Source organism: Collinsella sp. TM10-22, assembly GCF_003466125.1.
Taxonomy (GTDB): Bacteria; Actinomycetota; Coriobacteriia; order Coriobacteriales; family Coriobacteriaceae; genus Collinsella.
The window spans coordinates 173,567-200,279 of record NZ_QSOC01000004.1; the positions used below are offsets into that span (position 1 = coordinate 173,567).

A 26,713-nucleotide genomic window follows, 5' to 3' on the forward strand; every position below is an offset into this window, starting at 1 on the left:
GCTCCGTGAGCATGGACGAGATGCTGAGCTTCTCGGGCGTGATGTCGCCGTCCGCGAATCGGTGTGGCGGGAATCGTGGAGAGCGTGATGATGAGGGTTTTGACCTCAGCGGTTTCCGCAACCGACTGGCTTCTGGACTCGACCGTGGTGTGGAGACGTCGCTTTTCGAAACTCCTCGTGTGTTGAAAACCGGTATGTCGGTTGATGATGCGCTAGGCGGTGGCGTTGGGTTGGGCAAGCTCAGCGTGATTGGCGGTGCGCATGAAGACGTTTCGAACGTGCTGACACACGCGGTACTGCGCTTGAGCGAGCAGTGCGCTGTGCTTTACGTGCCGATTCGGGAGCGTGAAGAGGATGCGATTGCCCGGCTTATTCGCGCCGAGATGGATGACAAGGTGTCAGAGGATCCCGAGGAACAACAGGTTGAGACAATCCGCGCAACGATGCGCCTCAAGCAGCGCAACTTGGGCATCTTTGCCGAAGACAACATGACCATGGACCTTTTAACGAGCTGGTTGCTCGGCGACCAAACGTGGAACAGAGCAGTGCTAAAGGACGCCGTAGTCGTAATCGACGGACTCGAAATGCTCGACGACAACCGCCCGGTAAATGTGATCCTGCGCGACCTGCGCAACATGCTCAGCCCAACATCCGCCATCCTGGCAGGTTGCTTTGCGGCGGAGGGCCAAGACAACGATGTGGCATTCGCCGAGACCCACTGCAATGCAGACGCTTTAGTCTGCATACTTCATGGGGATCAGGTCGACAAAGACGACGTAAAGCTCATTTATAGGCGTGTTCTCAGTTGGAGCTCAATGCGGTGACGGTTTGGCCCCGAGACACGTGTGCCTCGGGGGTCATTTTGTTATTAGGGGATGGAAAACTGTATTCAACGCAGGAGACGTAACCATCGATGCAATCCGCGACCATCTGGACTAGGGACAGGGTGATAGGGCAATGATTACGTTCGTGCAAAAATTCTTGCAGCTTCGAACCGTTGCATCCAATGTCCGAAGAGCCCCTTGCGCCCAATTTGACCTGCTACAGCCAAGCCTGTGAAAAGCGTTTCAGCACATAGTTATTAATCCGCAGGGGCCTGTTGCCTGCAAAACCACACCGCTAGCCTAAATGTTGCCTGTTGGGAAGGCCGGGCGAATTAGCCTTGTATCGTAGGACGTTTGAGATGCCGAAGTATCGAAAGGGATGCTGCAATGAGTTGGGAAAATGTTGAAATTAACAGAGAAAAGCTAATGGATGTTAAGGGAGTGCTTCAGTTATCGGCGGATTTCTCTCCAATCATTCAGAACCAGATGTTCGATGTCGATATGCATGGATTCCCAGTCTTTACAGATAAGAACATGGCATTATTGAATATGTTGTTTGACAACGATGTTGCGTATGCCAAGGTCGCAGAGTCTAGCTATGAAAAAGAAATGAAAAAAATATTTAAGGGGATGTTCAATTCGGCCACTCCAGAGGAACAGCAAACGAACATCCGACGTGCTGTCTATCGAGTTAATAGGGATAACTCGACAAGCTTGCCAACTCTGTCCGGAAGTAAAAAGGAAAGCGCGTCTAAGAAGCCAACACAGAAATATATCGTTGAGCTACTGAAAATATCGAGCGGAGAACGGCTAGATGGAAAAGAGCCGGACAAAAAAGCCGAGAACAAGGAGCTTGAAAGTAAGCTGACGGGTGGGTCCTTGCTTACAGCTCGGGCAATTATTGACATGATTCCATTTGATCGCAATTCGAACAAAGCTGTCGAGAACGCCCTTTTGGCGGGCGAAGCTGACTTGGTTTATAAAATTGCTCACGCAGCCGAAGAAGCAGTAAATAACGCGTTGATACGGGAAGCAGAGGAGAAGAATGATACGGGCACTGCCGTAAATAGGGTCGACAAGAACAATTTTTCTTTTGCCACCAAATTCTGTCACCACGCATGCAGAAGAATAGGTGGGGGATATGGCAAGTACTGTATTTATGATTCAGTGGTCCATGAATTTCTTCCTTATTACGCGTGCGAATATTTAGATGCTGATACCCTCGGCAAAATTTGTGGGTTCAAACCAGAGCGCACTACGTTTAAAGAGCAATACAAGAAAGTAAATGAGCAAATTGAAGCATGGAAGCGACTCTCGGCTCAAGATGCTTCTGAAAAAGGCGAAGGCTATGGATACGAGTGCTATCGAAATCTGTATGATGCGGTTCTCGACGCCATCAATAGATGGAGGGATGCTTGGAGGCTTTGCCCAGATAGCCAAAGCTGCGTAATTCATCATCACTTGGATGGTGATCAATGCGAGAAGTTGGATTATTGCAATTTCGATCGTTTTGTTTGGTATTTCTTTAAAAATCAATGGCGCAAGGAAAAGGCAAAAGAACTGCTAAAAGATTGGGGAGAACTTCCTTACAACTTATAGCTATGAATCCGAACGGTCCCAGACGTTCTTCCTGGAGTTGCGCCTTTTTCGGGAGCAACTCCTTTTTCTCTAGACCCAGGCTTTTAGGACGAATAGTGTGCCCACGTCAGGGGTATCGGCGCAGGCCGATGCCCCTATTTTAGCTGCTAAATCCACGGAGTATCTGCTGTCTTTGAAGCTCTGCAGGATCCGTCAACGCGAGCGATGCCGATATATATCCAACCAGCCGGGTTCTTCTTCTTTGTTGTCGGTGCACTCTTCTAGCAAGTCATCTATCCGGTCCAGCTTGATCTCTTGCAAGGCAGCGCATTCTTCCGGTAAGGGTTGTGTCACTTTCTTTGCTTTGAACACGGGCGACAGCATCAAGTTCGTATGTGCCCATCCGGCAAAGCAGCTGCCGTAGGGGATAGAGCCACATCTGATCCGCCCATCGCCATCGGGATACAGGCAGTCCAATTTCGAGTTTGCTACCAGACAATAACAAGGACCTGGTGCCCATGGCCGGCAGTCGATCTCAAGAATGTCGCCCTTTCTGTACGGCGTGGGCAGGTCGACATATGCCCCCTTGAACCACGGGCCAAAGATTCCACCCACAATGCAGTCGAGCACCTCGCCACATTCGCCCTCTTCTTCCCTGCAGATGTACTGGATTTCGCCGCCGGCGTTTGCGTAGTAAGTGTAGTCTGGCTGTAGAAAGCCGTCGTATGGATATGAACAGCTCGGGTCGTTGGCAAGGTTGAACAGCTCGATCATCCAGTATGAGGACGACAGGTCTGTCATTTTGCTCCACTTGTCTGCGTATGCCTTCATTGCCGCAAGGGCGGCCTGCCACGATGCCACGGGGAAGGGGCCATGCGTGATGGCGGATCCCACTTCGTTGTCGACAAAGCTAATTTCGCTAATAAGCAGTACCTTCCTGTTCCCGTCGACGGCCTTTAGCGCGTTCAAGCAGTCATCGATGTAGTTGATACAGATCTCTGGTCCGTACCAAGAAAAGGTCTCATCTGACGAGCTGCGCTCGGCAGCAACCAGCCTGCTGAGCATCTCCCGTTTGCGGTTGATTTCTATCGACGCGCCACCGATGATTTGCGAGTAATGATCGCCATTCAGGAGCTGCGGATTATGCAGCAAATGCTCTCGCAGCTCCGGAGAGTCGATCAAGTTGATTATTTCTTCGTGCACGATAGTCTCCGAGTTGTTGGTGCGACTTCTTGTGGATTCGGACATGGCGGCCTTTATTCAAATAGCTGCGGGTACTTCTCCTTGAGCGGCGCCTGATCCAGACGCAGCTCTTCCAGGTTGCGCTTTGCCTTGGACTCCATCCTTATGGTGTCGATAAACGCGATGAGTGAGTCGACATACAGGTCGCCGCGCAGGTACGCCTGGGCTGCGATTAAAATTCGCTGCTCGTCTTCGAGTGGTTTGCGATAGTACTCAAGATTTAGGTAAAGCGGGTCTGGCTCGCCGATGTAGAGGGGAAACGTCTCGTTGTAGGTAATCGAGCAGCCAGTGGCACACATGTTGCTGATATCCCCTGCATGGCGATAGTGCTCGAGGCGCTGCTGCGCATGATCAAGCCATTCGTCAGAACGGTCTGCCTGCCGAAGCTCTGCCTCGAGCTTTGTCCGGTCCCACGTGGGCAGATCGAACAGCGTGAACGGCTCGCGGGCACTGCCTTGCGGCGTCCAGACGATATCGCCGGTGTGGAACGGCGTGGGGATATCGACCCAGATGAACTCGAATGCGATCTCCCAATCGTTCTCAACGGGGCCGGCGGAAGGGCAATAGACGGAAAGGGCCTCGCCTTTACCGTTCACCATGAGCCAATCTTCCCGGTGATGTTCTTCGTCGGCATCGAGCGGACACCGGGTGATGCGTACGCGTGCCTCTGGACGGCTCGCCAGCTCATCATCACCGCGCAACGCCTCGGCACATTTCTCATAACAGCTGAATGGCGCGCCGAAGGCCCCGCAAAGTTGCCCATCGGGTACAATCTCCTCTTCATACTGATATACGTAGCCCGTCCCACTCGTAAACGCATCGACGCACCGCTTGTTGTAATCGATTGTCCAGCGCAAAAAAGCATGGAAATCGGGGATGGCCGGCCTTCCAAGACCGGCAAGGGTTGCCTCCAGCGAACAATTGGGCATGGTTCGGGCGATCTCCTGCCAAGCTTCGCATTTCTGATCGAGCGTGGCGGTCTTCGAAAACCAAACCAGATAGGCGGCCTCAATGGTGTCGGGTTGAAAATTGATGCGGCGGAGATGCTCCCGAATGTCCCGGGAGTCCACAAAATCCAAGATGTCCATGGTTAGCTCCTCTTTGTTTTGAATCGTGCCGGCGGGGCTATCGTGTCATCGAACAGCTCCGGATAGCGGGTCTTGAGCCCGCCGTCTTCCCCTTCAAACCGCTCGGCTTTTTTCTTGACCAGCGCCTGCAGCTCGTAAAGGCTCGATAGCGCAATAAGTGAGTCAAGACCCAGATAGCCGTCGAGATATGCCCGCACGCCGTACAGAATTCTCGCCTCCGGCTTGAGCGGGGTACGGCAGTATTCCATATCGAGAAGAAAACAACTCGGCTCTCCGATATAGACGGGGTACTCCAGGGGATATTCAATCTGACAGCCGTAGGCGTACATGTCGCTCGTATCGCCATTTTGCCGATGGTGTCTGAGCAGGTCGTCGGCATTTTTTGCGGCGCATTCCCTGTAGGTGGAAGGCGGAAGCTCATCCATGACCCGCTGCGTGGTCCATGTCTGCATATTGAGAAGCAGCATGGGGTCGCCAGGGTCGCCGTGACGACAAATGATGTCGCCGGCGTGGAATGGCGTCGGGATGTCAAACCACATCAACTCAAAAGCGAAAGTGGGGTCTTCGCCCTCGCGTTCCATGTCGATGCAGCTCAGCTGGCAGTCCATAATTTCGCCTTTTGCGTTGAGCATGAGCCTGTCGGCGGCATAGTAGTCTTCGTCCGGATCGATCGGGCGGCGCGTTATTTCTATCGAGGTAGGATTTTCCTCCTCAAGCTCATTCCAGATTGCCTCGAAACATTTTTCGTAGCTGGTGTAGGGGCCATAATTGCACCCGCTCTCATGGGGACTTCCCGTCTTGTCCTCAAAGAAATACATGTGCTTGCCAGGCTGTTTGAACCGGGCGATTTTCTTGCGCTCCCATCTGATGACGTCGCGAAGAAAGACATGGAAGTTGGGGATATTGAACGTGCCGTATCGCCTGTTCATCGCACAATTGGGCATGTTGTTGATAATCTTTTGCCAGCCCTTGATCTTCTGCCGTAGCGCCTTTTCGTTCGAACGGGCAACAATAAATGCCGCCTCGGACGTGGTGAACTCGTAGCCGATGTCTCTCAAATGCTCCTTGATGTCAGGCGAGTCGAGAAACTCGAGAATGTCCGAACGTATAGCGTTGGCACTGGGACCGGCCGATGTGCGGTATGGCTGCAGGCAGTCGTGTACGACCGATCCGTCCGACCATTGTTTGCCGTAGCTGGGGTCATCGTGCAGCTTTTTTGAGAGTTCGAGCATAAAGGAGCAATCATCGGGCAATTCGCCGGTATAACGTTCGGCGGTATAGAGGGCAGAGGGCGTGAAGTCGTCGAGGAAGCCGTCCGTGAAATCCCTCAAGCGGAGATTGCCTTCCTCAACGCCGTAGATTTTGCTCGGATAGGCACACCAAACCTGGCCTTTGAACGAACTATCGTAGTCGTCTTCGAGCACGATGGCGAAACGGGGGCCGTGGTCGAAGGGCCGACTATCGATCTTGATGATGTCGCCGGGGGACCAGGGGGTGTAGAAGACCTCGCCATTGGCGCAGAAGTGCTTGCTATTGTTCCACGGCAAGTGATCGATGCTTTGGTGCGGAGTCCGCTGATTCCGGCGATCGCTCAAAAAGACCAAATCGCCAGCCATGGTCGCGGCGAATATCAGCGAGGCTTGAGCGCACGGGCGGTCGTGTAAGTCTTCGGCGGTATAGAGCTTAATCTGCCAGAATGATTCGGACCAATCTTCATCGGGGTCATCATCGACGTATTGCTTCATGAGGGTTTGCGCAGCTCCCCATGAGGCAACGGGGAAGGGGCCGTCAAAGGTGTCGTGCCCGCGCTCCTCTTCACTGTAAAACATGCCGGAGACCAGCAAGATGCCGTGGTCGCGGTCAACGTTGTAAAGCATATCGAGCGCGCTGTTGAGCTGGTCAAGGCCGGAGTCAATCGCTTCAGCGTAATCCGATGAGACCTCTTTGCGAAGCTGCTCGAGCATGGCTCGTTTTTCGTCGAGCGTCTTGAGGGAACCGCCGATGATTCTACAGAGGGAGCCATCTGCCATTCCCATGTGTTTGAACATATGAACACGCAGCTCATCGTCCTTGATGCAACTGCAAACGAGCTCCCTGCCGGCATCGGTGATCACGGTATCTGCTTTGCTGTCCATAGCAACCTCCAATTCGGTCGTTGCCGTTAGCATCCATCAGAGGTTGTGCTTTGTGGTCCCATTAACGGGTCTGATATGAATCTCGCGGCAAACATACTTTTGGAAACGCACTGGTGCATGGGGGGTGCGCGTACTGAAAGGATTGCCATGGAGAATATGATGCTGGATCTTGTGACGAATAGCGCCGGTATGGCGTTGACCCTTTAATCCTGGCAACCGGCGCAACCTTCCTCTAAGAAGGGATCGACCGTCGCATCGAACAGCTCCGGGTAGCGGTCCTTGAGCCAACCGTCTGCATCCTCGAAGCCGCGTGCCTTTTTCTCCGCTAGTGCTTGTAGCTCGCACGCGCTGGCCATCGCGGCGAGTGAGTCAACCGCCAGGTCGCCTTTGGCATATGCCCTGACGCCGTAAAGGATTCGCTCCTCTGACTTGAGCGGCTTGCGGTAATAGTCGATGTCCAAAAGAAAGCCCTCAGGCTCCCCAATGTAGAAGGGGAAATGCAAGGCGGATGAGACTTGGCAGCCGTAAGCGTACATGTCGCTGGTGTCGCCGTCATATCGGTGCCAGCGCAATAGCTTGTCGGCCTTTTGAACGAGCCGCTCTTTGTAGACGGAGGAGGCCAGTTCTTTGTCGACTCGTTCGGATCCCCAGGTTTGCAGGTCAAACAGCACCATCGGCTCGTCGGGGCGTTGGAGGTTGCAGACGATGTCTCCGGCATGGAAGGGCGTTGGGATATCAAACCACATGTCCTCGAAATCGCTGGCAGTGCCCGCCTCGTCCCACTCGCTTTTGTTGCGGTAATCGCAAGACATTACTTCGCCGTTCGCATTGAGTAAGACCATGTCGTCAGCATAGTGGTCTTCGTCTGGGTCGATGGGACGACGAGTGATTCTGACGGCTTTGGGATCGTCACCGTCGAGCTCTTTCCAGATTGCATCGAAGCACTTTTGATAACTGCTGTACGGGCCGTAAAGAAGGTCGTATTGGTCACGCCTGCCCCACGAGTGGTCCTCAAAGAAATATAGACAATGGCCGTCCGTCATTTTAAAGTGCGCGAGCTTTCTGCGCTCCTGCTTAATGACATTGCGCAGAAAGGTATGGAAGTCCGGGATGCTGACCGTGTCATTTCTGCGGCTCATGGTGCAATTGGGCATATTGTCGATGATCTTTTGCCAGCCTTCGAGCTTTTGCTGTAGCGTTGCTTTATGCGAGCAATTGACGATGAAAGCCGCTACGGGCGTGGTGAGCTCGTAGTTGATTCGTTGAAGATGCTCCTTAATGCTGCGCGAGTCCAAAAACTCAAAGATGTCCGGACGAATATCCAGCTCACTTTGGCTGGTGGGTTTGCGGTGCGGCTGCAGGCAATCGTGCCCGACCGAGCCTTCGGACCACTGCTTGCCGTAGTCAGGGTTGTCGTGCAGCTTCTGCGAAAGCTCGAGCATAAAGGCACAATCGTCCGGCAGGTCGCCGGTGTAGCGCTCGGCGGTGTAGAGGGCAGAGGGGATGAAGGGGTCCAAGAGACTGTCGCTGAAGGTGCCGGATGAAAGCGAACCCTCCTTAACGCCGTGATATTTGCTGGGGCCTGCACACCAGATCTGTCCTCGGAGCGTGTGCTCGTAGTCGTTTTCGAGCACAATGACAAAGCGAGGCCCGTGGTCGAAAGGCCGACCGTCGATTTTGAGGATGTCGCCCGGTACCCACGGCGTGTAGACGGGCTCGTTGTTCGCGCAGAACCGCCTGCTATCGTTTCGCCAGGCGCTTTCGACATGCGATCTGCGAGTGCGGTGATTGCTCAGATCGCGGAGGAATATGAGCTCGCCATCCTTGGTTGCCGCAAACGACAGGGAGGGCTGCGCCGCTTGATGCTCGTGCAGGTCTTCCGAGGTGTAGAGATTAATCTTCCAGTACGATTCGGACCAGTCGTCGTCAGGATACTCTTCGACGTAGCGCTTCATGAGCGATTGCGCGGCTTCCCAGGATGCGGTGGGGAAAGGGCCATCAAGGGCGTCGGCGTCGCGCTCCTCCTCGTTGTAGAACATGACGTGCAGTAGGAGGATTCCGCGGTCGCGCTCGACGCTGTCGAGCATTTCAAGCGCGCTGTTGAGTTGGGCGAGATGCGAATCGATATCTTCGGCCAGCTCCGGCGAAACCTCCTTGCGGAGTTGCTCGAGCATGGTGCGCTTTTCGTCAAGCGTCTTCATCGACCCGGCGATGATTGGCGCCGGCCAGTATAGGTATTTGCGCATGTGGTCTCGCAGCTCTTGGCTTTTGATGCAGCCGAGGACGAGGTCCTTGCCGGCATCGGTGATGCCATCGCTTGCTTGGTTGTTCATGTCGGCCTCCTTATCGATTGTTACCGGCATGATGAAACGGACGCGGCGATAGCTAGTCCCATTAACGGGACCAAGTTGCAGTTCGATGTGACAAAGGGACAGTCCCTCTGCCACATTCCAAATATTGCCTTTACGTGTTGATGCACACGGTGTGCAATAATACTCGCACTGTGCAATAGCGCACAGGATGAGTAACAAGGAGGACGCTTGTCCCAGCTCGAGAAATGTGATCGCCGGTCCCTTCGCTCGCAGCGTGCCCTTCGCCAGGCACTTGCTAGCGAGCTTGCCGAAAGCGGCGACCTTTCGCGCATTAATGTCGCGTCGCTCACCGAGCGCGCTGGCCTTACGCGTCGCACGTTCTATTCGCACTACCGCGATATTCCCGACTTTATCAATCAAATCGAGGACGGTTTGCTGGCCGAGATTCGTGAGCGCATTGAGCTCATCACTGCAGCTCAGCTGCCCGATCTCTATCACAACATCGATGAGCTCGAGCCGGCGCCCGGTTCGGTTGAGCTGCTGCGTTATCTTGCGGCCAACCGCGACTTAATCGGTGCGCTGCTGGGTCCGGGCGGCGACCAGGCCTTCATTAAAAGGATTATCGACACCGCACGTGAGGCCGTGGCGCCGCGTGCGCAGACGGGCATTTTGGGCCTGGCGCTGGGCACGTTCTTTGACTACTACGTCACCTACGTCGTGAGTGCCGAGGTCGGCATGATTCAGCGCTGGTTTGAGCGTGACCTTTCCGAATCGCCCGAGACCATGGCGCGCATCATGACGGTTATCGCCTTTGTGCGCCCCGGCGACCTGTATGGCCAACCCATCGATATCAACGTGCCGGAATACGGCATGAAGCTATTGAATCTGCAGCTCGAGAACGCGGCCGACACCGCCGCAACCGTCGAGTCCAACAACTAAGAGGAGAAACAGATGAGCAAACTCGTCGAGGGCATTAAAGACCGTGTGGTCGCTGCCGCACGCGAGGCCGCGCCCGCCGTGGTGGACGCTGCGCAGAAGGCCGCGACCGCCGCTGCCGAGAAGGTCGCCGAGGCAGTTACCGATGCCAAGAACACGGCAGGGGAGACGTCCATCGCTAGTGAGCCCGCCATCGCCGCCGAGCCCGCAGCCGCCACCGCCGCCCAGGCCCCCGAAGGCGCGATCTTCAACCCCGAGGCCGCCCGCGGCAACCTGCACCTGGGCATCGATGTGGGCTCTACCACCGTCAAGCTCGCCGTGCTCAGCGACGACAACCAGATCGTCTACGCCAAGTACCAGCGCCATCACACCGACGTCCGCGCCTGCGCCCGCGACCTGTTCGAGGGCGCTGCGACCGTGCTGCCGACGGCCCAGATGACCTGCGCCATTACCGGTTCGGGTGGTCTGCTGCTCTCCCAATGGCTCGACCTGGAGTTTGTCCAAGAGGTCATTGCCAGCAAGCGCGCCGTCGAGACCCTCATCCCGTCTACCGATGTCGCCATCGAGCTGGGCGGCGAGGACGCCAAGATCATCTACTTCGACAACGGTATCGAGCAGCGCATGAACGGCACCTGCGCCGGCGGTACGGGCGCCTTCATCGACCAGATGGCAACCCTGCTGCACACCGACGCGAGCGGCCTCAACGAGCTCGCGGCCAACGCCACCACCATCTATCCCATTGCCAGCCGCTGCGGCGTCTTTGCCAAGACCGATGTGCAGCCGCTGCTCAACGAAGGCGCCCGCCCCGAGGATGTGGCCGCTTCCATCTTCCAGGCTGTCGTGACTCAGACCATCTCGGGCCTGGCGTGCGGCCGCCCCATCCGCGGTAACGTCGCCTTCCTGGGCGGCCCGCTGCAGTATCTCTCCGAGCTGCGCCACCGCTTCTACCTCACGCTCAACCTGGACGAGGAGCACCGCATCGTGCCCCAAAACGCCCACCTGTTTGTGGCGAGCGGCGCCGCCATGGCGCACGAGTCCAGCAAGCTCAGCACGTTCCCACAGCTCATCGAGGCTATCGATGCCCTGGGTGACACACAGGGTGTCGAGGTCGAGCGCCTGGATCCGCTCTTTGCCACCGACGAGGATTTTTCCGAGTTCAAAACCCGCCACGACCAAGAAGTTGTCCCCAAGGGCAAGCTCGACGGCTACACCGGCCGCGTGTTCATCGGCATCGATGCCGGCTCCACCACCATGAAGGCCGCGCTCGTGGGGGAGGACGGTCAGCTGTTGCACACCTGGTACGGCAACAACAACGGCGACATCCTGGGCACGGCCAAGGTCATCATGGCCGATTTCTACAACCACATCCCTGCCGGCTGCACCATCGGCCACGTGACCACCACCGGTTATGGCGAGGCGCTGCTCATCGAGGCGCTCAAGGCCGACTCCGGCGAGATCGAGACCGTCGCGCACCTGCGTGGCGCCAAGGCGTTTCTGCCCGGCGTCGAGTTCATTCTGGACATCGGCGGCCAGGACATGAAGTGCCTGCGCGTGAAGGACGGCGTCATCGAGCACATCATGCTCAACGAGGCTTGCTCGTCGGGCTGCGGCAGCTTTATCGAGAGCTTCGCCGTCTCCATGGACATGGACGTGCGCGCGTTCGCCGATGCCGCCATCCATGCCAAGGCCCCCGTCGACCTGGGCAGCCGCTGCACCGTCTTCATGAACTCTCGCGTGAAGCAGGCGCAAAAGGAGGGCGCCACGGTGGGCGACATCGCCGCCGGCCTGTCCTACTCCGTCATCAAGAACGCCCTGTTCAAGGTCATCAAGCTGCGCGACCCCAAGGAGATCGGCAGTCAGGTGATCGTCCAGGGCGGCACCTTCATGTCCGATGCCACGCTGCGTGCGTTCGAGCAGCTCACCGGTGTTCACGCCGTGCGTCCCGACATTGCCGGCTGCATGGGCGCCTATGGTGCGGCCCTGCTCGCCCGCGATCGCGCCGGCGCCGACGGCACCTCGACCATCCTTTCGGCCGAGGACATCGCGCACCTCACTGTGACGCAAAAGCACGTCCGCTGCGGCCGCTGCTCCAACAACTGCCAGCTTACCGTCAACGACTTTGGCGGCGGTAGGCGCTTTATCACCGGCAACCGCTGCGAAAAGGGCGCCGGCCACAAAAAGCAGAAGACCGAGGCTCCCAACCTCTTCAAAAAGAAAAACGAGCTGCTCTTTGGCCGCGAGGTCCTGAGTCCCGACGAGGCCCCGCGCGGCACCGTCGGTATCCCGCGCGCGCTCAACATGTACGAGAACTACCCCTTCTGGCACGCGTTCTTTACGCGCCTGGGCTTTAGCGTGCAGCTGTCCGACCAGTCGAGCAAGAAGACCTACCAGGCGGGCATCGAGTCCATGCCGTCCGAGAGCGTGTGCTATCCGGCCAAGATGAGCCACGGCCATGTGATGAACCTTATCGACCGCGATGTCGACTTTATCTGGATGCCGTGCGTGCGCTGGGAGCGCAAGGAAGATCAGACGGCTGGCAACTGCTACAACTGCCCCATCGTCATGAGTTACCCCACGGCGCTGGCGCTCAACATTGACGAGATCCGCGAGCAGAACATCGAGTTCCTGTACCCGTTTGTGCCCTATCACGATAAGACCGAGCTCAAGCGCCGCTTGTACCAGGTGCTCGCCGTCGACCGCGTGGCCGACGCCGAGGCCGGTCGCGGTCGCGTGCGCGGACCCAAGATCACCCGCTCCGAGATCGATGCCGCCGTCAATGCCGCCTATGAGGCCGACGCCCGTTTCCACGAGGATATCCAGACCATGGGCGAGGAGGCTCTTAAGTGGGTCGAGGACCACGGCGGCCACGGCATTGTGCTCGCCGGCCGTCCCTACCACAACGACCCCGAGATCAACCACGCCCTGCCCGAGCTTATCTCGAGCTTTGGCTTTGCGGTCTTTACCGAGGATTCGCTCGCGCATCTGGTGAAGCCCGAGCGCCCAATCCGCGTTGTCGACCAGTGGATGTACCACTCGCGCCTCTACGCCGTGGCCCGTTTTGTGACGATGCGCAACGATCTGGACCTGATCCAGCTCAATTCCTTTGGCTGCGGCCTCGATGCCCTGACCACCGATCAGGTGCAGGAGATTCTGGAGGCCAGCGGCAAGATTTACACCGTGCTCAAGATCGACGAGGTGTCCAACCTGGGCGCCGCGCGCATCCGCATCCGCTCGCTCATGGCGGCGCTCAAGGACCAGGAGGCCGAGCGTCTGGCCGAGGCAACCGCTGCGGGTGAGGCCTACGAGCAGGGCGATGCCGCGCCGGTGGCGCCCTCCACGGATGCCCCTGCGTTCGCGAGCCGTAAGTACACGTTCGAAGCGCAGCGTGAGAGCGCCTCGACTGCATGGCCCAAGGTGCCCTTTACCGAGCAGATGCGCGACGAGGGCTACACCATTCTGTGCCCGCAGATGGCGCCAATCCACTTTGACCTGGTCAAAGAGGTGTTCCGTGGTGCCGGCTACAACCTGGAGCTGCTGCCCTCGACCGATCACGACGCCGTCGAGGCCGGCCTGCGCTACGTGAACAACGACATCTGCTACCCGTCCATTTTGGTGACCGGTCAGATTATGGAGGCCATCGAGAGCGGCCGATACGACCTGTCCAAGACCGCCGTAGTCATCAGCCAGACCGGCGGCGGCTGCCGTGCCACCAACTACATCGCGCTCATCCGCAAGGCCCTGCGCGAGAGTGGTCATCCCGAGATCCCCGTGATCTCGCTTTCGGCCGTGGCGCTCGGCGAGGACAACCCCGGCTTCAAGATTACGCCGGCGCTGCTTAAGCAGGCTGTGTACGCGGTGCTCTTTGGCGACGTGATGATGCAGATGCTCTACCGCTGCCGCCCGTACGAGGCCACGCCCGGTGCCGCCAACGCGCTCTACGAGGAGTACATGGCGCGCGCCCGCAAGCTCGCGCCCAAGTTCAACAGGCATAACTACACCAAGCTTGCTCGCGAGGCCATCCGCGCGTTCGACACCATGCCGCTTGTGGGCGAGGGCACCAAGCCGCGCGTAGGCGTGGTCGGCGAGATCCTGGTCAAGTTCCACCCCACGGCCAACAACCACGTGGTCGATGTCATCGAGCGCGAGGGTTGCGAGGCCGTGGTGCCGGGCCTGCTCGACTTCTTCCTGTACTCCATGAGCAACGCCGAGCTGCAGAAGGACGAGCTGGGTAGCTCTGCTACCACGCGCGCTGGTATGCAGGCGCTTATTAAGCTCGTGGACTGGATGCGCACGCCGGTGGAGGAGATGCTCGAAAAGTCCCGCCGCTTTGAGGCGCCCGAGCGCATCGGCACCATGGCGGACAAGGCCCGTACGGTTCTTTCGGTGTGCAACAACATGGGCGAGGGCTGGCTGCTCACGGCCGAGATGCTCGACCTGATCGATCACGGCGCACCCAATATCATCTGCACGCAGCCCTTCGCGTGCCTGCCCAATCACGTGGTGGGCAAGTCTGTGATTAAGGAGCTGCGCCGCCAGCATCCCGAGAGCAACATCGTCGCGGTGGACTACGACCCCGGCGCGTCCGAGGTCAACCAGCTCAACCGCATTAAGCTCATGATCAGCGTGGCCAAGGAAAACATGCGCGCCGGCAAGGGCTTTAAGCTCGAGAAGGTGGCGCCGCTCGCGATGGACGAGGTCACCGGCCAGATGCGTGCCCACGATGGCTGCGTGAGCTGCGGACCGGCCAGCGAGGAGGCCGTGGCGTCGGTCGCCGAGCGTCTGGGGCGTGGCATTAAGAAGTAACTGGCCTGCTATGGGCTAGATATGAGACAAACGGGTGGTAGCCGTACCGGCCACCACCCGTTTTTGCTGGACATATGTTGCGTAAATGGGCTTGTTAACGCCTTCAGCGGACTCGGATTTCGGAAGTGCGGGGAAAAACGCGAACCTCCCGAGCACACTCCTCTTTTGGGCTCTCGTTACCTGCGGTTTTGTTGCTAGAATAGTCGGTCTGGTCGACGAAACTCATTTTTTCACCGCACTTCCGAAAACGACGTCTCGGTGGCACAAAAAATCGCCCTCGGAGCCCTGAGTTAATGAACAGGTGTAGCCGTTCACCGCGTAAAAGCGTCCGTTTGTAGAACCAGCCCCCGGCTCGTAGCCTCCATACGGTTGAATAAAAACACATCTATGGAATTACGTAAGAGAGGACCGTTTCATGAGCTACAAGACCGTTTGCGTTGCCGGCGGCGGCGTGCTGGGAAGCCAGATTGCCTTTCAGGCTGCCTACTGCGGCTTTGATGTAACGATTTGGCTGCGCAGCGAGGGCAGCATCGGCCGCACTCAGCCCAAGATCGATCATGTGCGCGAGGAGTACATCGCTGCTATCGAGGGCATGGCGGACGGCACGGGCGAGTGGTGCGCCGGTATCGCCGATAGCGACCAGACCTTCGATAGGGAGGCGGCACTCGCCGCCGTTGAGCGCGCCTACTCCACACTCAAGCTGGAGCTCGATCTTGCCGAGGCCGTGGCCGACGCCGACCTGGTCATCGAGTCTATGGCCGAGGACACCCAGGCAAAGATCGACTTCTACAAGAAGCTCGCCCCGGTTCTCCCGCAAAAGACCGTTGTCGTGACAAACTCCTCCACGCTGCTGCCGAGCACCTTTGCCAAGTACACCGGCCGCCCCGAGAAGTACCTATCGCTACACTTTGCCAACTCTATCTGGAAGAACAACATGACCGAGGTCATGGCCCAAAGCCAAACCGACAAGCGCTATTTCGATGAACTCGTCGACTTTGCCAACGACATCCGCATGCTGGCGCTTCCCGTCAACAAGGAAAAGAACGGCTATCTGCTCAATTCCATGCTGGTGCCATGGCTGCTTTCGGGCCTCGACCTGTATGTCTCGGGCGTGAGCGATCCCAAGAGCATCGACCTCGCATGGACGCGCGGCACCGGCGCTCCCAAGGGCCCGTTCCGCGTATTCGACACCGTGGGCATCCAGACGGCGTACAACATCGTTATGCAGTATCAGAAGGTCCCGGGCCTGGTGAGCCCGCTGCTCAAGAAGATGATGATGCCCTACAACTTTAAGGCTATGGCGTCCGTCCTCAAGAAGATGCTCGACGAAGGCAAGCTGGGCGAAAGCTCGGGCGAGGGCTTCTTCAAGTACTAAAAAATGATCCCTCGGCAACATTGGGAAACGTATCATTTGCAGCGTCATGCGCCGCATGGCCCGTGTGCTATTTCGGCGCATGACGCAAAAGAAACTGATGTGTGGGGATAGAGAGGAAACGGTAATGAATCGGCAAATCGTGCTTAAGCAGGATATCCTCGACGCGCTTTCCGCCGTCGGTATGTGCGCAGGGCAGACGGTTATGGTCCATTGCTCGCTCAGCGCGCTTGGATATGTGTGCGGCGGCGCGCAGCCGGTGATCGAGGCGCTGCTCCAGATGGTGGGCGAGGCCGGTACCATCATGATGCCGACGCAATCATGGAAAAACTTGGACCCCGAGAGTGGTGTCCATTGGCAAGAGCCGCAAGAATGGTGGCAGCTGATTCGCGATAACTGGCCTGTCTATGACAAGCGCATTACGCCCACCAACACGATGGGTGCCGTGGCTGAGATGTTCCGGACGTGGCCGGGCACGTTTCGCAGCGATCACCCAGCGCGTTCAGTGGCGGCAAACGGCCAGCATGCGCAATTCCTGACGGAGAACCACGACCTGAGCAACATCTTTGGCGATGGATCGCCCATCGCGCGTCTGTACGATTTGGACGGCTATGTTCTGCTGGTGGGCGTTGGCTATGACAAGAATACGTCACTGCATTTGGCAGACGCCCGTGCGCAGTACCCCGGCAAGCACGACTGCGTGGAACACAGCGCGATCATGGAAAACGGCCAGCGCGTGTGGAAGGAGTACCGCACACTTTTTGTCGACGGCGAGGACTTCGACGAGATCGGCGCTGCTTTTGAGCGTGAATGCCCGGTGCGTACGGCGCCTCTCGGTAACGGAATGATTCGCTTTATGCGCCAACGCGAGCTTGTCGATTTTGCCGTGGACTGGATTGAGCGGCATCGCGGCTGCCTTGAATAGTTCGGGGGCGGAAGCATTGGGGGTTTACGGTAGTATGCGACAAGATCTGAATAGGTCGAGCAAGAGCTGTGGCGCGCGTTGACGTTTGCCCAATAGAACGCAAAAAAATGCACCGTTCGCCGATACTCCTCTCGCGAGTGGTTGCCATATGGTTTGATGTTAGAAACACATAGTTTCCGGCGGGCCGCGGGTGACGTTTGCTTTGATATCGGAGGTACCAAGTATGTTTTGCACTCCGTTAAACAAGTATCGGGCTGGTTAACATGAGCCGCCGTGCTATCTCGATAGCCCTTGCAGTGGTCTGCCTGGCTGTGCTCCTGGGCGCTGCAGGGCAGTTTGCTATAAATCGAGAAACATCCTATATGCAGGAATGCGTTTCCGAAGGCTTTGCCATTGATGGTTACTATCGGGATGACAAAACAAGTCTGGAAACTCTGGCCTTTCATGAAGAGGATAACCATCGTTGGCAACTGGTCGACAAAGACGGCAGCTGCGTTGACGGGCAGTTTAAGCGTACGGACGACCCCAATATTTTGGTATTAACGAGGGAATACGGCGAAAAAATCGGTACGGTCCACGTGGCGTATATATCGCGCCGACGCAATCAGGGGCAGATTTACCTAATTAGAAATACTGAGGTGACCCGATTTTATCTTGTGAGCACCGATCCGGCGTTTACGGTGGAGTCTGGCGATGTCGATGCGGACGTCTGATTCACGGCAATAAAGCAGCGAGCGGGGCGCGAGTGTGAGCTGCACCCCGTTATTTGCCCGTGTCCGTATCGCGTCTGCGCCTCGTCGTAACTTGTGTCTGTGCGAGCATTCATCCCGCGCCGGCATCACTTCACATCGAACTCCACGCGATCGAGTTCGGGCACGTTAAGGTCGATGAGCTTGCGAGCGACGTGGCGGTCGCGTGCCCCGAGCGCCTCGCTTGTCGTCACATGGGCGACAATCTCGCGCTCGACGATGCCTTCCTCGTCACCTTCGGTAGCCGAGGTCTCGACGGCGACGGTGTAATCCTTAAAGCCTGGCAGCACCGCCGCAAGCTCGCGCGTGGTTTCGGTCACGCCGTAGCCGTCCTGCACGCCGGCCTGCGCCGAGCCAATGGACCCCGCGGTCATAACGATGCAGGGGATGGCAAAGACTACCGTGCCCACAATGATGCGGCTGCGCACCTTGCGTGACAGCTCGTTGACCTCGGCGTCTTCCTCAGCGGTCACAATACCGTCGCCGTTCAGGTCGCGCTTGAGCGGCACGCGCAAAAGAAGCAGCACGGCTTCGGCAGCCAGCGCGATAAAGACCACGTTGATGCCAAACTCGTAGAGGGCTGAGAGGAACAGCGACCCGCTCGCGATGGCAATGCCATAACCCGCCGCGCACAGGGGCGGCATGAGCGCGGTTGCCACGGCCACGCCGGCGATGAGCGTCGAGGGCTCCTGGTCGCGCGAGTTGCCCAGGCCGCCCGCAAAGCCGCCCGCGAGCGCGACGGCAAGGTCCCACACGGTGGGCGTCGAGTTGTCGACGATGGCGGCCGTGGCGGTGCCAAGGGGCGAGAGCTTAAAATACAGCGTGGACGTGACCAGGCAAAAGGCCATTTGTAGAGCCAAGCCCGCGACGGCTTCGACGGTAATCTCGCGGTCGAGCGTGGCGATGCCGTATGCCATGGCAAGGACCGAGCCCATGAGCGGGCAGATGAGCATGGCGCCCACGATGGCGATGCTCGAGTCGATATCGAGGCCGATGCTTGCGATGAGCATGGCGATGATGAGGATGCACAGGTGAGAGCCGGTCAGGCGTGCCCCGTTTACAAAGCGCTTGCGGATTACGTGGTAGGGCGCGCGTCCCTCGCGAATGTTGAATGCGCGCTTTAGGAAGCGGGTGGCGTTCTCCATGGCCTCGCTATGGGCGGGGCGGATGCCGTGGCGCCGGTGATGGCGTTCGCGTAGTCGCTTGATCTGTTGTTTATCGAGTTCCATGTCCACCTCGTTCTGGCACGGGCCGCGCAACGCGCCCGTTGTCTTAACTCTACACCGTGGCGGGCAGGGTGCTAGTTGGATGCGAAATCCGATAGGGCGGATGACGCGGGAGCAAATGCAAATCACAGACTCAATTCCATCCCGCAAGAATATGATGCATCAGTTCCTACATATGTGACGAAATTGTGTAGCACGAGAGCGCGAATTTCAAAAAATCCGCCGGTGACCAATGTTGCGCAACAGAATTCAAAAAACAGCTCCTACATTTTGAAGCGTATGGATACATCCGTGTCAAAGGGAGAAAGCCATGGCAAACTACAGTCCACAACACTTTGAGCCTCGGGCCAAGGCCGTCAACGTCAAGGGCGTTGCCAACCGCGCCGTCGCAGCCGTTTTGACGGCGGGCCTCATCGCTCAGCCGCTCATGTCGCCGCTGGCGGCAATCGCTGCACCGTCAACCGATAACGGCGATTCTGTTCAGGGGGGGGGTAGTTCTGTAGAGAATACCGTTGCCGCCGGTAACCAAGCGGTCGTAAAGACGGCTGCCCAGCTGGCCGAGGAGTCGGCAAAGCAGCTCAAGGACGCTCAGGCCGCCTACGATGCCGCCCAGAAGAAGGCCGACGCGGCGGGCCAGTCTCAAAAGCAGGCGCAGCAGCAAAAGAATCAGGCCTCGCAGGCTGTGAGCGACAACGAAATCGAGCAGAACGCAGCAGAAGTCGCCGCGCTCCAGGAGAAGATTGACGAGCTCAAAGCCGCCGTCGAAAAGACCGAGCAGCAGCAGAAGAAGCTGGGCGACCTGAACGATCAGCTTGAACAGGCCAACAAGAGTGTCGAGGATAAGACCCAGGCGCTCAAGGACGCCAAGGCAAAGCAGGATGAGGCCAAGAAGGCCCTCGACGATGCGCAGGCCAAGCTCGAGGCCATGGGTATGGACGAGTACGAGGCCGCCAAGAAGGCCGTCGAGGACGCGCAGGCAAAGCTCGATGATGCCAATAAGGCCGTTACTACTGCACAGGCCAATCTGGACCAGGCCAAGGCTACCGAGGCCAACGCTCAGCGGGAAAAGAAGGACACTGAGGCCGCTCTGACTTCCGCCCAGGCCAAGAAGCAGGAGACTGCCGCTGCTCTCGCAGCCGCAACCACCGCGCGCGATAACGCCCAGCAGAAGTTCAACCAGGCGCAGGCCGCGCTCGATGCTGCCGTCTCGGGTACGGGTGTTGACCTGAGTGCGCTTGAGGCCGCCAAGAACGCTGCTGCTGGTGAGCTCAAGACCGCGCAGGCCGCGCTCGAAGCCGCGACGACTGCAGACGCCACCGCACAGGCGAACCTGCAGGCGGCCCAGAATACCGTCGACGCCGCCCAGCAGAAGGCCAACGCCGCCAACGCTGCCGTGGCATCTGCCCAGTCTGCATACGATGCGGCAAACAAGGAGTACAACGCCGCCGCCAGCGAGCGCGACGCCGCCAAGGCCGCATACGAGAAGGCGCAGCAGACCGAAGCAGACAAGAAGGCCGCGTACGATAAGCTTGTCGAAGTTCGCAAGCAGAAGCGCAGCGAGTGGGAGGCAGCCTGCGCCGCTTCGAACGCCGCGGAAAAGGCTTATGACGCTGCTAATGCCCAGGTTGAGGCTCTTGAGCAGCAGATTGCCGACCTCAAGTCGAACATGACCGTTGACCAGGAAGTCATCAGCCAGGGCATATTCGGCTTCATGAATTACATCGTCGGCGGCAGCCAGTTCACAGCCACACAGAAAAAGAACGCCCAGGAAGCCGTATCGATGCTGACCGGTGCCGCTGACAAGGCCGAATGGTATGACCAGTACGTCGATCATGACATGTCTCGCGACACCAACCCGCTCTCCCTGGAGCAGATGCGCAACGCCTTGACATATCTCGACACCCAGAACAACCTCCGCAAGGCGAACGGTCAGTCGGCGCTCAGCGTCAGCCTCCGCATGACTGCGGCAGCCGCCCTTAATGTATCATATTCATCGAACATCTGGGGGCACTCGGGCTGCTACTGGGACAATGGAGAAAATCTTGCCGGCGGCGGCGGCGCATATACCGGCGGCGAGACCGAGGATACGCTTGGCTGGCCATATACCGGTCTCTACACTCAGGAAAAAGAGGCATTCGATAAGTACGTCGAGAAGAATAGTGACCTTGGAAACCATCGATATGATTCCTACTATATCTACCAGCACTACAGCAGCATCTACCATGAGTGCGGGCACTATCTCAACATCATCGATGCCGGCACGAAGGCTATCGGCATCGCGACCGGTAGCGGTAAGAACACCGATTCCGAGGTAACAATCTTCGATTACAGCTCTTTTGACAGTGAGGCTGATTTCACTGTCTCCGAGTTCAAGAAGCTCCTGAACGACTACATCGATTCCGCATACAACGCAGGCGGCACGCAGGAGCAGAAGGAGCAGCTGAAGCAGCTTCAGAATAAGCTGGCGGAAGCGCAGAAGACCTTCGGTACTACCAAGGAAGCTTATTTCGCAGCGGTAAATAAGCAGGATGCGGCGCATGACGCCTATACCGCGGCAGACACGAACGTGAACACCGCCAAGGGCGAGTACGAGAAGGCTAAGTCCGGCACCGCCGCCGCGAAGACGACATACGACGCCGCCGAAGCCAAACTCAAGGGTATCGACGTCAAGACGCCCCAGACCAAGCTCGATGCCGCCAAGGGCGAGGCCGCTACTGCCCAGGCAGCTCTCGATAAGGCAAACGCCACGCTTGCTGACAGCAAGACGAAGGCAGCTGAGGCCGCTGCTCACAAGGCGAAGGCTCGCAGCGCCCGCGACGCCGCCAAGGTAAAGTCCGATCAGGCCAACGAGGCGTATGACAACGCTACCGCTTCGGTCAAGGACCTTGCCGCCAAGTGCGATGCCGCCAAGACGGATCTTGCGAACAAGCAGGGCACGCTTAACGATGCCAAGAAGGCCGACGACACTGCCCAGGCTGGCGTTGACAAGGCTCAGGCCGCAGATGTGCACGCCGCAACCGCTCTTTCGGGCGCCAAGCAGGCAGTTGCCGCCAAGACGCAGACCCTGTCCGACGCACAGGCGAAGGCCAAGGCCGCCGAGGACGAGCTTGCCACCGCAAACAAGGCCTTCGAGCGCTTCGCCGGTGCCCAGAAGGCGGTCGACGACGCCAAGGCCGCCTATGACGCTGCCGTGGCCAGTGTCGCCGATGCCCAGAAGCAGCTCGAGGCCGCCAACGAAGCCGTCGTCGATGCGAACCTCGATATCGTCAAGGCCAAGGCCGAGCTTGCCAGCGATGAGGCACTCAAGGCCGATCTTGAGGCTGTCGACCACAAGGCATCCCTTGCCGCGGGCACGACGGGCAACGAGAAGCTGGTCAAGCTGAACGCTGCCTACGCTCGCTATAAGGCCGCCGTCGATGCCGCCGCTGGCCTCAAGGCTGCTCTGAGCGATGCCGATGCCAAACTGTCCGATGCCAACGACGCCTATGCCGCCGCGCTGGCTGAGCTTGGCGATGCCAAGGATGCCCTGGCTGCCGCGCAGGCCGAGTACGACAAGTATCATCCCAAGGCTGAGCCGCAGGCCAAGCCTCAGGTTGCGCAGGCTGCTGCAAAGGCCCCCGTTGCCAAGAAACAGGCTGCGCCTGCCGCGCTCGCCCAGACTGGCGACAATTCCGCTCTTGCGGGCGAGGTGTTCGTCATCGGCGGTATTACGCTCGTGGCCGCTGGTGTGACGCTGAGCGATCGTCGTCGCAAGCAGATGTAGCGTTTCGAGCGTAGTTTCTGCAACGAACTTCAATTCATAACGGGACCGTCTCGTTAGCCAAACGATAAGGCCGGCGCGCTGTTAAATGCAGCGCGCCGGCCTTTCTTTGCGTTGGTATCAAAAAGCCCGGTCGGTAGCCGCGAAAGCTACCGACCGGGCAAATCGTAGGCAATATGGTCGCTGTCGAGCAACTGCTCGACTTAGCCCAGCAGGCTCAGACCCACGGAGACAAACGCCAGGATAACGCCGACGATGGACTCGCCACCGAGCAGACCGCTGGCGACGACCAGGCCCTGCTCCTGGAAGGCGGCATCCTTGGAGGCCTTCTCCTCGTCCGAAAGACCGGCAGCGGCGTCGCGGCGTGCGGCCCACTTGTCGTAGGCGAGCTTGACGCAGGAGCCCAAGAAGGCCGTGAGCGACATGTAGAACGGCAAGTAGACGCCCAGGCCGATCATCATGGCCGGAATGCCGAGCCAGTACATGACGATGCCGGCGATAAAGCCGCCTGCAAACCACGGCACGCTCGGGATGCCCGAGACCATGGTGGCGACGACGCTTGCCTGCGCGGCTACAAAGCTCTTGTCGGGGCCGAAGGCGTCCGGACCATAGGCGGTGACGAGCGCGACCATGACAGCGGCGGCGACCAGGGCGCCCACGATGCCGCCGATGGCCTGGCCGATCCACTGAGCGCGCGGGTTGGTACCCAGCACGGCGCCGGCCTTAAAGTCGTTCATGACGTCGCCCGCAAGGCCGCACGCCACGGCTACGATGCCGGCGATGAAGAACAGCTTGACCTGAGCGATCTGTGCGAAGGCAGCCACGATGAGCATGACGATGAGGCCAAAGATCTCCATGGGGTCGATGCCCGTCTGGCCGCAGCTCTGTGCGCTCATGATGGTGGTGACAAAGGTGAACAGCGTCACGATGACGGCCGGAACGGGGCCAAGGTCGAGCGCGATGGCGACGATCACGGCGATGGCGGCAGTACCCAGGCCGATGATGCCGGCGTCGAGCTTAAGCGAGCCCGAGATGAGCGACTGCTCGTCGGTGTCGGTGGAGCTGTCGGCGGCAAGGCCACGGACGATACCGGCGACCTGCGGCAGGATGTCCTTGAGGACGACGGCGACGCCAAAGCCCATCATAAGACCCATACCGAGGGACTTGACGATACCCTGGGCGGTTACGACGTCGAATAGACCGGCAGCGGTGCCGCCCACGATGATGCCAAAGTTACCTAGCAGCGCGCCGGCAAACCAGAAGGCAACCGGGGCGAAGCCCACCAAAAAGCCGATGGAGAGCAGCATGGGCGAGTTATAGATGGCAAAGGTCACGCCGGGGATATTGAGCGTGCACAGCATGCTGGGCACCACGCCCAGAGCGTCGCGAAGAACGCTGTAGATGCCTGCGATGGCCATGGAGCCAAAGAGCTGCTTGCCGGTCTTGCCGCCGGCCTCGGTAGCACGCAGGGTCTGAGCTGCGGCATTGCCGGTGGGGAACTCCAGCGCGGCGTCCACGATAAAGTGACGGTGGATGAGTGCCGTGGCCAGCAGGCCCAGGATAGTGCCGGCGAGTGCCACGATAAACATGTCGAGCCAGCTGATCTGGTCGGCATAGCCCAGCATCCAAGCGCCCGGGATGGTAAACGCCAGACCGCCGGCGACCATGGCGCCTGCGGACATGATGGTGTGGGTGACGTTTGCCTCGTTGAGGTTGGCGTTGCCCATGAGCTTCAGGAAGAACAGCGAAATGACGGCAGCGAAAATGATCGGCCAGGGGAGTGCGCCCATCTTGAGGGCCGTGTAGGCCGAGCTTGCCGTGATAATCACGCAGCCAAGGACGCCGACGACGACGCCGCGCAGCGTGAGTTGCCCGCGCATCGAGGCACGGTTCGAGGGATTGCTCATATAAAACTCCTTTGCGTATATCCGCTTCCCCCGGGAGCGCCGTTACGGATACGGCGCGGGAAGTCGGGTTACCAAGGGCCGCCGCGTGAGCTCGCGCGCGACCGCGCATCAGTATAGCGGCAGGGCGGCTCATTTGGGGGTAGTCTTTTTGGGACGGGGCTTTTTTAGCTGCCCTTTGACAGTTGACGAATTATCTGGGATTGGGGCAAATATCAACCGACATATTGGGGTAGCTAAAATTGCCCCGTCCCAAAATGACTACCTGGGATGGCTGGTTCGGGTAGGCGATATACTGCTGGGCAGACGAAAGGAGCGCCGACGATGCTTAATGGGTGCGCATACATATTGACGGTCGACGTGGGCAACACGTTCATTCGCTTTGGTCTGTTTGCCGAGGATTCGGCTGCGGCGCAGGAATGCCCGCTTGCGACGTGCGAGATCACGACGCCGACCCGTATTACGGCCGATGAAGCGCGTATGCGTCTCGCTCAAGTCATGGCCGCGCTGGCGGCCGATGCGGGCATGCCGGGCACACTTGTGCCCACGGCTGCCGTGCTGAGCTGCGTGGTGCCGGCGCTCGAGCGCCCGTGGAAGACGGCGTTTTCTCGCACCTGTACGGGGCGCGTGCTCACTGTGGGACCGGGCCTCAAGACCGGCATGCCTGTGCACTACGATGACCCGGCCGAGATCGGTCCCGACCGCATCGCCGACGCCGTGGCGGCCCGTGCCGTCTACGGCTCTCCGTGCATCGTGATCGACCTGGGCACCACGACCAATATCGAGGTCATCGACGCGCACGGCACCTTTGTCGGCGGCGTTATCGCTCCGGGGCTGGCGCTCGGCGCCCGTTCGCTCTCGGCAGCTGCGGCGCGCCTGCCGCAGGTTGAGCCCTCGGCGCCGACGCATGTGATCGGTCGCAACACGCGCGAGGCCATGCGTTCGGGCGTGGTTCTGGGCGAGGTGGCCCGCATCGACGGCATGCTCGACATGGTGCTCGCCGAGATGCGCGCGACCAAGGCCGCGGGGGAGGGCGACGTGCCCATCGTCATCACCGGCGACGATGCCGACCCGCTCGCGGCGTTGGTCGGCCACAGCCTGACGGTCGACGACGCGTTGACGCTGCGGGGTCTCGCCGAGCTGTACCGCATCAACCAAAAGCCCCGCCGCGTGTAAATGTGAGGGCGCCGGTGGGACAAACGCCCTACCTTTCACCTGCTACAATGGGTCAAACTATTGCGATTACGGAGGTGTCTGCCATGTCGGACGATCTTCATCAAACTTCGTCAGGCAAGCGCCTGGACGTCATTAGCTGGGACGAGTTCTTTATGAGCGTGGCCATCGCCGCGCAGCGCCGCAGCAAGGACCCCAACACACAGGTGGGTGCGTGCATCGCCAGCACCAACCACCGCATCCTTTCGGTGGGCTACAACGGTACGCCCTCGGCGCTCAACGACGACTTTTTCCCGTGGGGTACGAGCGACGACCCGCTGCAGGACAAGCACAACTACGTGGTCCATGCCGAGGCAAACGCCGTGCTCAACTACCGTGGCTCGCTCAAGGACCTCGAGGGCTCCACGGTCTACGTCACGCTGTTCCCGTGCCACGACTGCGCCAAGATTTTGGCGCAGGTGGGCGTGGGCGAGGTTGTCTACCTGGACAACAAGTACGCCGACACCGATGATGGACGCATCAGCCGCCGCATTCTCGACTCCTGCGGCATCAGCTACCGCCAGGTTATCGTCGATGTTCACATCGGCACCGAGGGGCAGGCTCGGCAGTAGCGCGTGGCAACGCCAGCTGGCAACAAAAAGCAGCTAAAAAGGCCCCGTCCCAAATTGACTGCTCGTGAAAGTCGT

General features: G+C 58.8%; 16 protein-coding genes. 10 read left to right on the forward strand and 6 right to left on the reverse strand.

The window, feature by feature from the left end:
- Nucleotides 1-11: 11 nt before the first annotated feature.
- Nucleotides 12-824, forward strand: a complete 813-nt coding sequence (locus tag DXD94_RS05575; RefSeq protein ID WP_147347127.1) for a hypothetical protein — start codon at nucleotides 12-14, stop codon at nucleotides 822-824.
- Nucleotides 825-1,211: 387 nt separating this feature from the next.
- Nucleotides 1,212-2,423: a hypothetical protein gene (locus DXD94_RS05580; RefSeq protein ID WP_117763475.1), complete on the forward strand. Its 1,212-nt coding sequence runs from the start codon at nucleotides 1,212-1,214 to the stop codon at nucleotides 2,421-2,423.
- 192 nt (nucleotides 2,424-2,615) lie between these two features.
- Here the strand turns inward: DXD94_RS05580 and DXD94_RS05585 are convergent, their stop codons facing one another.
- The 4 genes from DXD94_RS05585 to DXD94_RS05600 form a co-directional block, all read right to left on the reverse strand.
- On the reverse strand, nucleotides 2,616-3,650 hold the full coding sequence (locus tag DXD94_RS05585; protein WP_117763476.1) for a hypothetical protein: 1,035 nt from the start codon (nucleotides 3,648-3,650) through the stop codon (nucleotides 2,616-2,618).
- 8 nt (nucleotides 3,651-3,658) lie between these two features.
- Nucleotides 3,659-4,732: a hypothetical protein gene (locus tag DXD94_RS05590; RefSeq protein WP_117763477.1), complete on the reverse strand. Its 1,074-nt coding sequence runs from the start codon at nucleotides 4,730-4,732 to the stop codon at nucleotides 3,659-3,661.
- 2 nt (nucleotides 4,733-4,734) lie between these two features.
- Nucleotides 4,735-6,846, reverse strand: a complete 2,112-nt coding sequence (locus DXD94_RS05595; RefSeq protein WP_147347129.1) for a hypothetical protein — start codon at nucleotides 6,844-6,846, stop codon at nucleotides 4,735-4,737.
- Between the two features lie 224 nt (nucleotides 6,847-7,070).
- Nucleotides 7,071-9,200, reverse strand: a complete 2,130-nt coding sequence (locus DXD94_RS05600) for a hypothetical protein (RefSeq protein WP_117763478.1) — start codon at nucleotides 9,198-9,200, stop codon at nucleotides 7,071-7,073.
- Nucleotides 9,201-9,407: 207 nt separating this feature from the next.
- Here DXD94_RS05600 and DXD94_RS05605 point away from each other — a divergent pair, with 207 nt between their 5' ends.
- The 5 genes from DXD94_RS05605 (at nucleotide 9,408) to DXD94_RS05625 (ending at nucleotide 17,928) form a co-directional block, all read left to right on the forward strand.
- On the forward strand, nucleotides 9,408-10,118 hold the full coding sequence (locus DXD94_RS05605) for a TetR/AcrR family transcriptional regulator (RefSeq protein WP_117763479.1): 711 nt from the start codon (nucleotides 9,408-9,410) through the stop codon (nucleotides 10,116-10,118).
- A gap of 12 nt (nucleotides 10,119-10,130) precedes the next feature.
- Nucleotides 10,131-14,918 (forward strand): 2-hydroxyacyl-CoA dehydratase, encoded by a 4,788-nt coding sequence (locus tag DXD94_RS05610; RefSeq protein ID WP_117763480.1) that lies wholly within the window; start codon nucleotides 10,131-10,133, stop codon nucleotides 14,916-14,918.
- Nucleotides 14,919-15,333: 415 nt separating this feature from the next.
- Nucleotides 15,334-16,293 (forward strand): 3-hydroxyacyl-CoA dehydrogenase, encoded by a 960-nt coding sequence (locus tag DXD94_RS05615; protein ID WP_117763481.1) that lies wholly within the window; start codon nucleotides 15,334-15,336, stop codon nucleotides 16,291-16,293.
- Nucleotides 16,294-16,417: 124 nt separating this feature from the next.
- Entirely contained in the window at nucleotides 16,418-17,215 is a 798-nt protein-coding gene (locus tag DXD94_RS05620; RefSeq protein WP_117763482.1) for an aminoglycoside N(3)-acetyltransferase, read from the forward strand.
- Nucleotides 17,216-17,478: 263 nt separating this feature from the next.
- Complete coding sequence (locus DXD94_RS05625; protein WP_117763483.1) at nucleotides 17,479-17,928, forward strand: hypothetical protein; 450 nt, start codon at nucleotides 17,479-17,481, stop codon at nucleotides 17,926-17,928.
- Between the two features lie 125 nt (nucleotides 17,929-18,053).
- Here the strand turns inward: DXD94_RS05625 and DXD94_RS05630 are convergent, their stop codons facing one another.
- Nucleotides 18,054-19,193, reverse strand: coding sequence for a DUF389 domain-containing protein (locus DXD94_RS05630; RefSeq protein WP_117743830.1), 1,140 nt, complete (start codon nucleotides 19,191-19,193; stop codon nucleotides 18,054-18,056).
- Between the two features lie 307 nt (nucleotides 19,194-19,500).
- Between DXD94_RS05630 and DXD94_RS05635 the strand changes: the two genes are divergently transcribed.
- Nucleotides 19,501-22,953 carry a CAP domain-containing protein gene (locus DXD94_RS05635; protein WP_117763484.1) on the forward strand — a complete coding sequence of 1,151 codons (3,453 nt, stop codon included), beginning with the start codon at nucleotides 19,501-19,503 and terminating at the stop codon, nucleotides 22,951-22,953.
- Nucleotides 22,954-23,153: 200 nt separating this feature from the next.
- Here the strand turns inward: DXD94_RS05635 and DXD94_RS05640 are convergent, their stop codons facing one another.
- The gene (locus DXD94_RS05640; protein WP_117763485.1) at nucleotides 23,154-24,857 is read right to left on the reverse strand and encodes an OPT/YSL family transporter; all 1,704 of its coding nucleotides are present in this window, start codon (nucleotides 24,855-24,857) and stop codon (nucleotides 23,154-23,156) included.
- 321 nt (nucleotides 24,858-25,178) lie between these two features.
- Between DXD94_RS05640 and DXD94_RS05645 the strand changes: the two genes are divergently transcribed.
- Complete coding sequence (locus DXD94_RS05645) at nucleotides 25,179-26,030, forward strand: type III pantothenate kinase (protein ID WP_117763486.1); 852 nt, start codon at nucleotides 25,179-25,181, stop codon at nucleotides 26,028-26,030.
- Nucleotides 26,031-26,113: 83 nt separating this feature from the next.
- Nucleotides 26,114-26,638: a dCMP deaminase family protein gene (locus tag DXD94_RS05650; protein WP_117763487.1), complete on the forward strand. Its 525-nt coding sequence runs from the start codon at nucleotides 26,114-26,116 to the stop codon at nucleotides 26,636-26,638.
- Nucleotides 26,639-26,713 lie beyond the last annotated feature (75 nt).

Coding starts and splice junctions, on each gene's coding strand:
- DXD94_RS05645 (WP_117763486.1), top strand. CDS start 25,179: ATGCTTAATGGGTGCGCATACATATTGACGGTCGACGTGGGCAACACG.
- DXD94_RS05600 (WP_117763478.1), bottom strand. CDS start 9,200: ATGAACAACCAAGCAAGCGATGGCATCACCGATGCCGGCAAGGACCTC.
- DXD94_RS05630 (WP_117743830.1), bottom strand. CDS start 19,193: ATGGAACTCGATAAACAACAGATCAAGCGACTACGCGAACGCCATCAC.
- DXD94_RS05625 (WP_117763483.1), top strand. CDS start 17,479: ATGAGCCGCCGTGCTATCTCGATAGCCCTTGCAGTGGTCTGCCTGGCT.
- DXD94_RS05640 (WP_117763485.1), bottom strand. CDS start 24,857: ATGAGCAATCCCTCGAACCGTGCCTCGATGCGCGGGCAACTCACGCTG.
- DXD94_RS05585 (WP_117763476.1), bottom strand. CDS start 3,650: ATGTCCGAATCCACAAGAAGTCGCACCAACAACTCGGAGACTATCGTG.
- DXD94_RS05650 (WP_117763487.1), top strand. CDS start 26,114: ATGTCGGACGATCTTCATCAAACTTCGTCAGGCAAGCGCCTGGACGTC.
- DXD94_RS05635 (WP_117763484.1), top strand. CDS start 19,501: ATGGCAAACTACAGTCCACAACACTTTGAGCCTCGGGCCAAGGCCGTC.
- DXD94_RS05610 (WP_117763480.1), top strand. CDS start 10,131: ATGAGCAAACTCGTCGAGGGCATTAAAGACCGTGTGGTCGCTGCCGCA.
- DXD94_RS05575 (WP_147347127.1), top strand. CDS start 12: ATGGACGAGATGCTGAGCTTCTCGGGCGTGATGTCGCCGTCCGCGAAT.
- DXD94_RS05590 (WP_117763477.1), bottom strand. CDS start 4,732: ATGGACATCTTGGATTTTGTGGACTCCCGGGACATTCGGGAGCATCTC.
- DXD94_RS05615 (WP_117763481.1), top strand. CDS start 15,334: ATGAGCTACAAGACCGTTTGCGTTGCCGGCGGCGGCGTGCTGGGAAGC.
- DXD94_RS05620 (WP_117763482.1), top strand. CDS start 16,418: ATGAATCGGCAAATCGTGCTTAAGCAGGATATCCTCGACGCGCTTTCC.
- DXD94_RS05580 (WP_117763475.1), top strand. CDS start 1,212: ATGAGTTGGGAAAATGTTGAAATTAACAGAGAAAAGCTAATGGATGTT.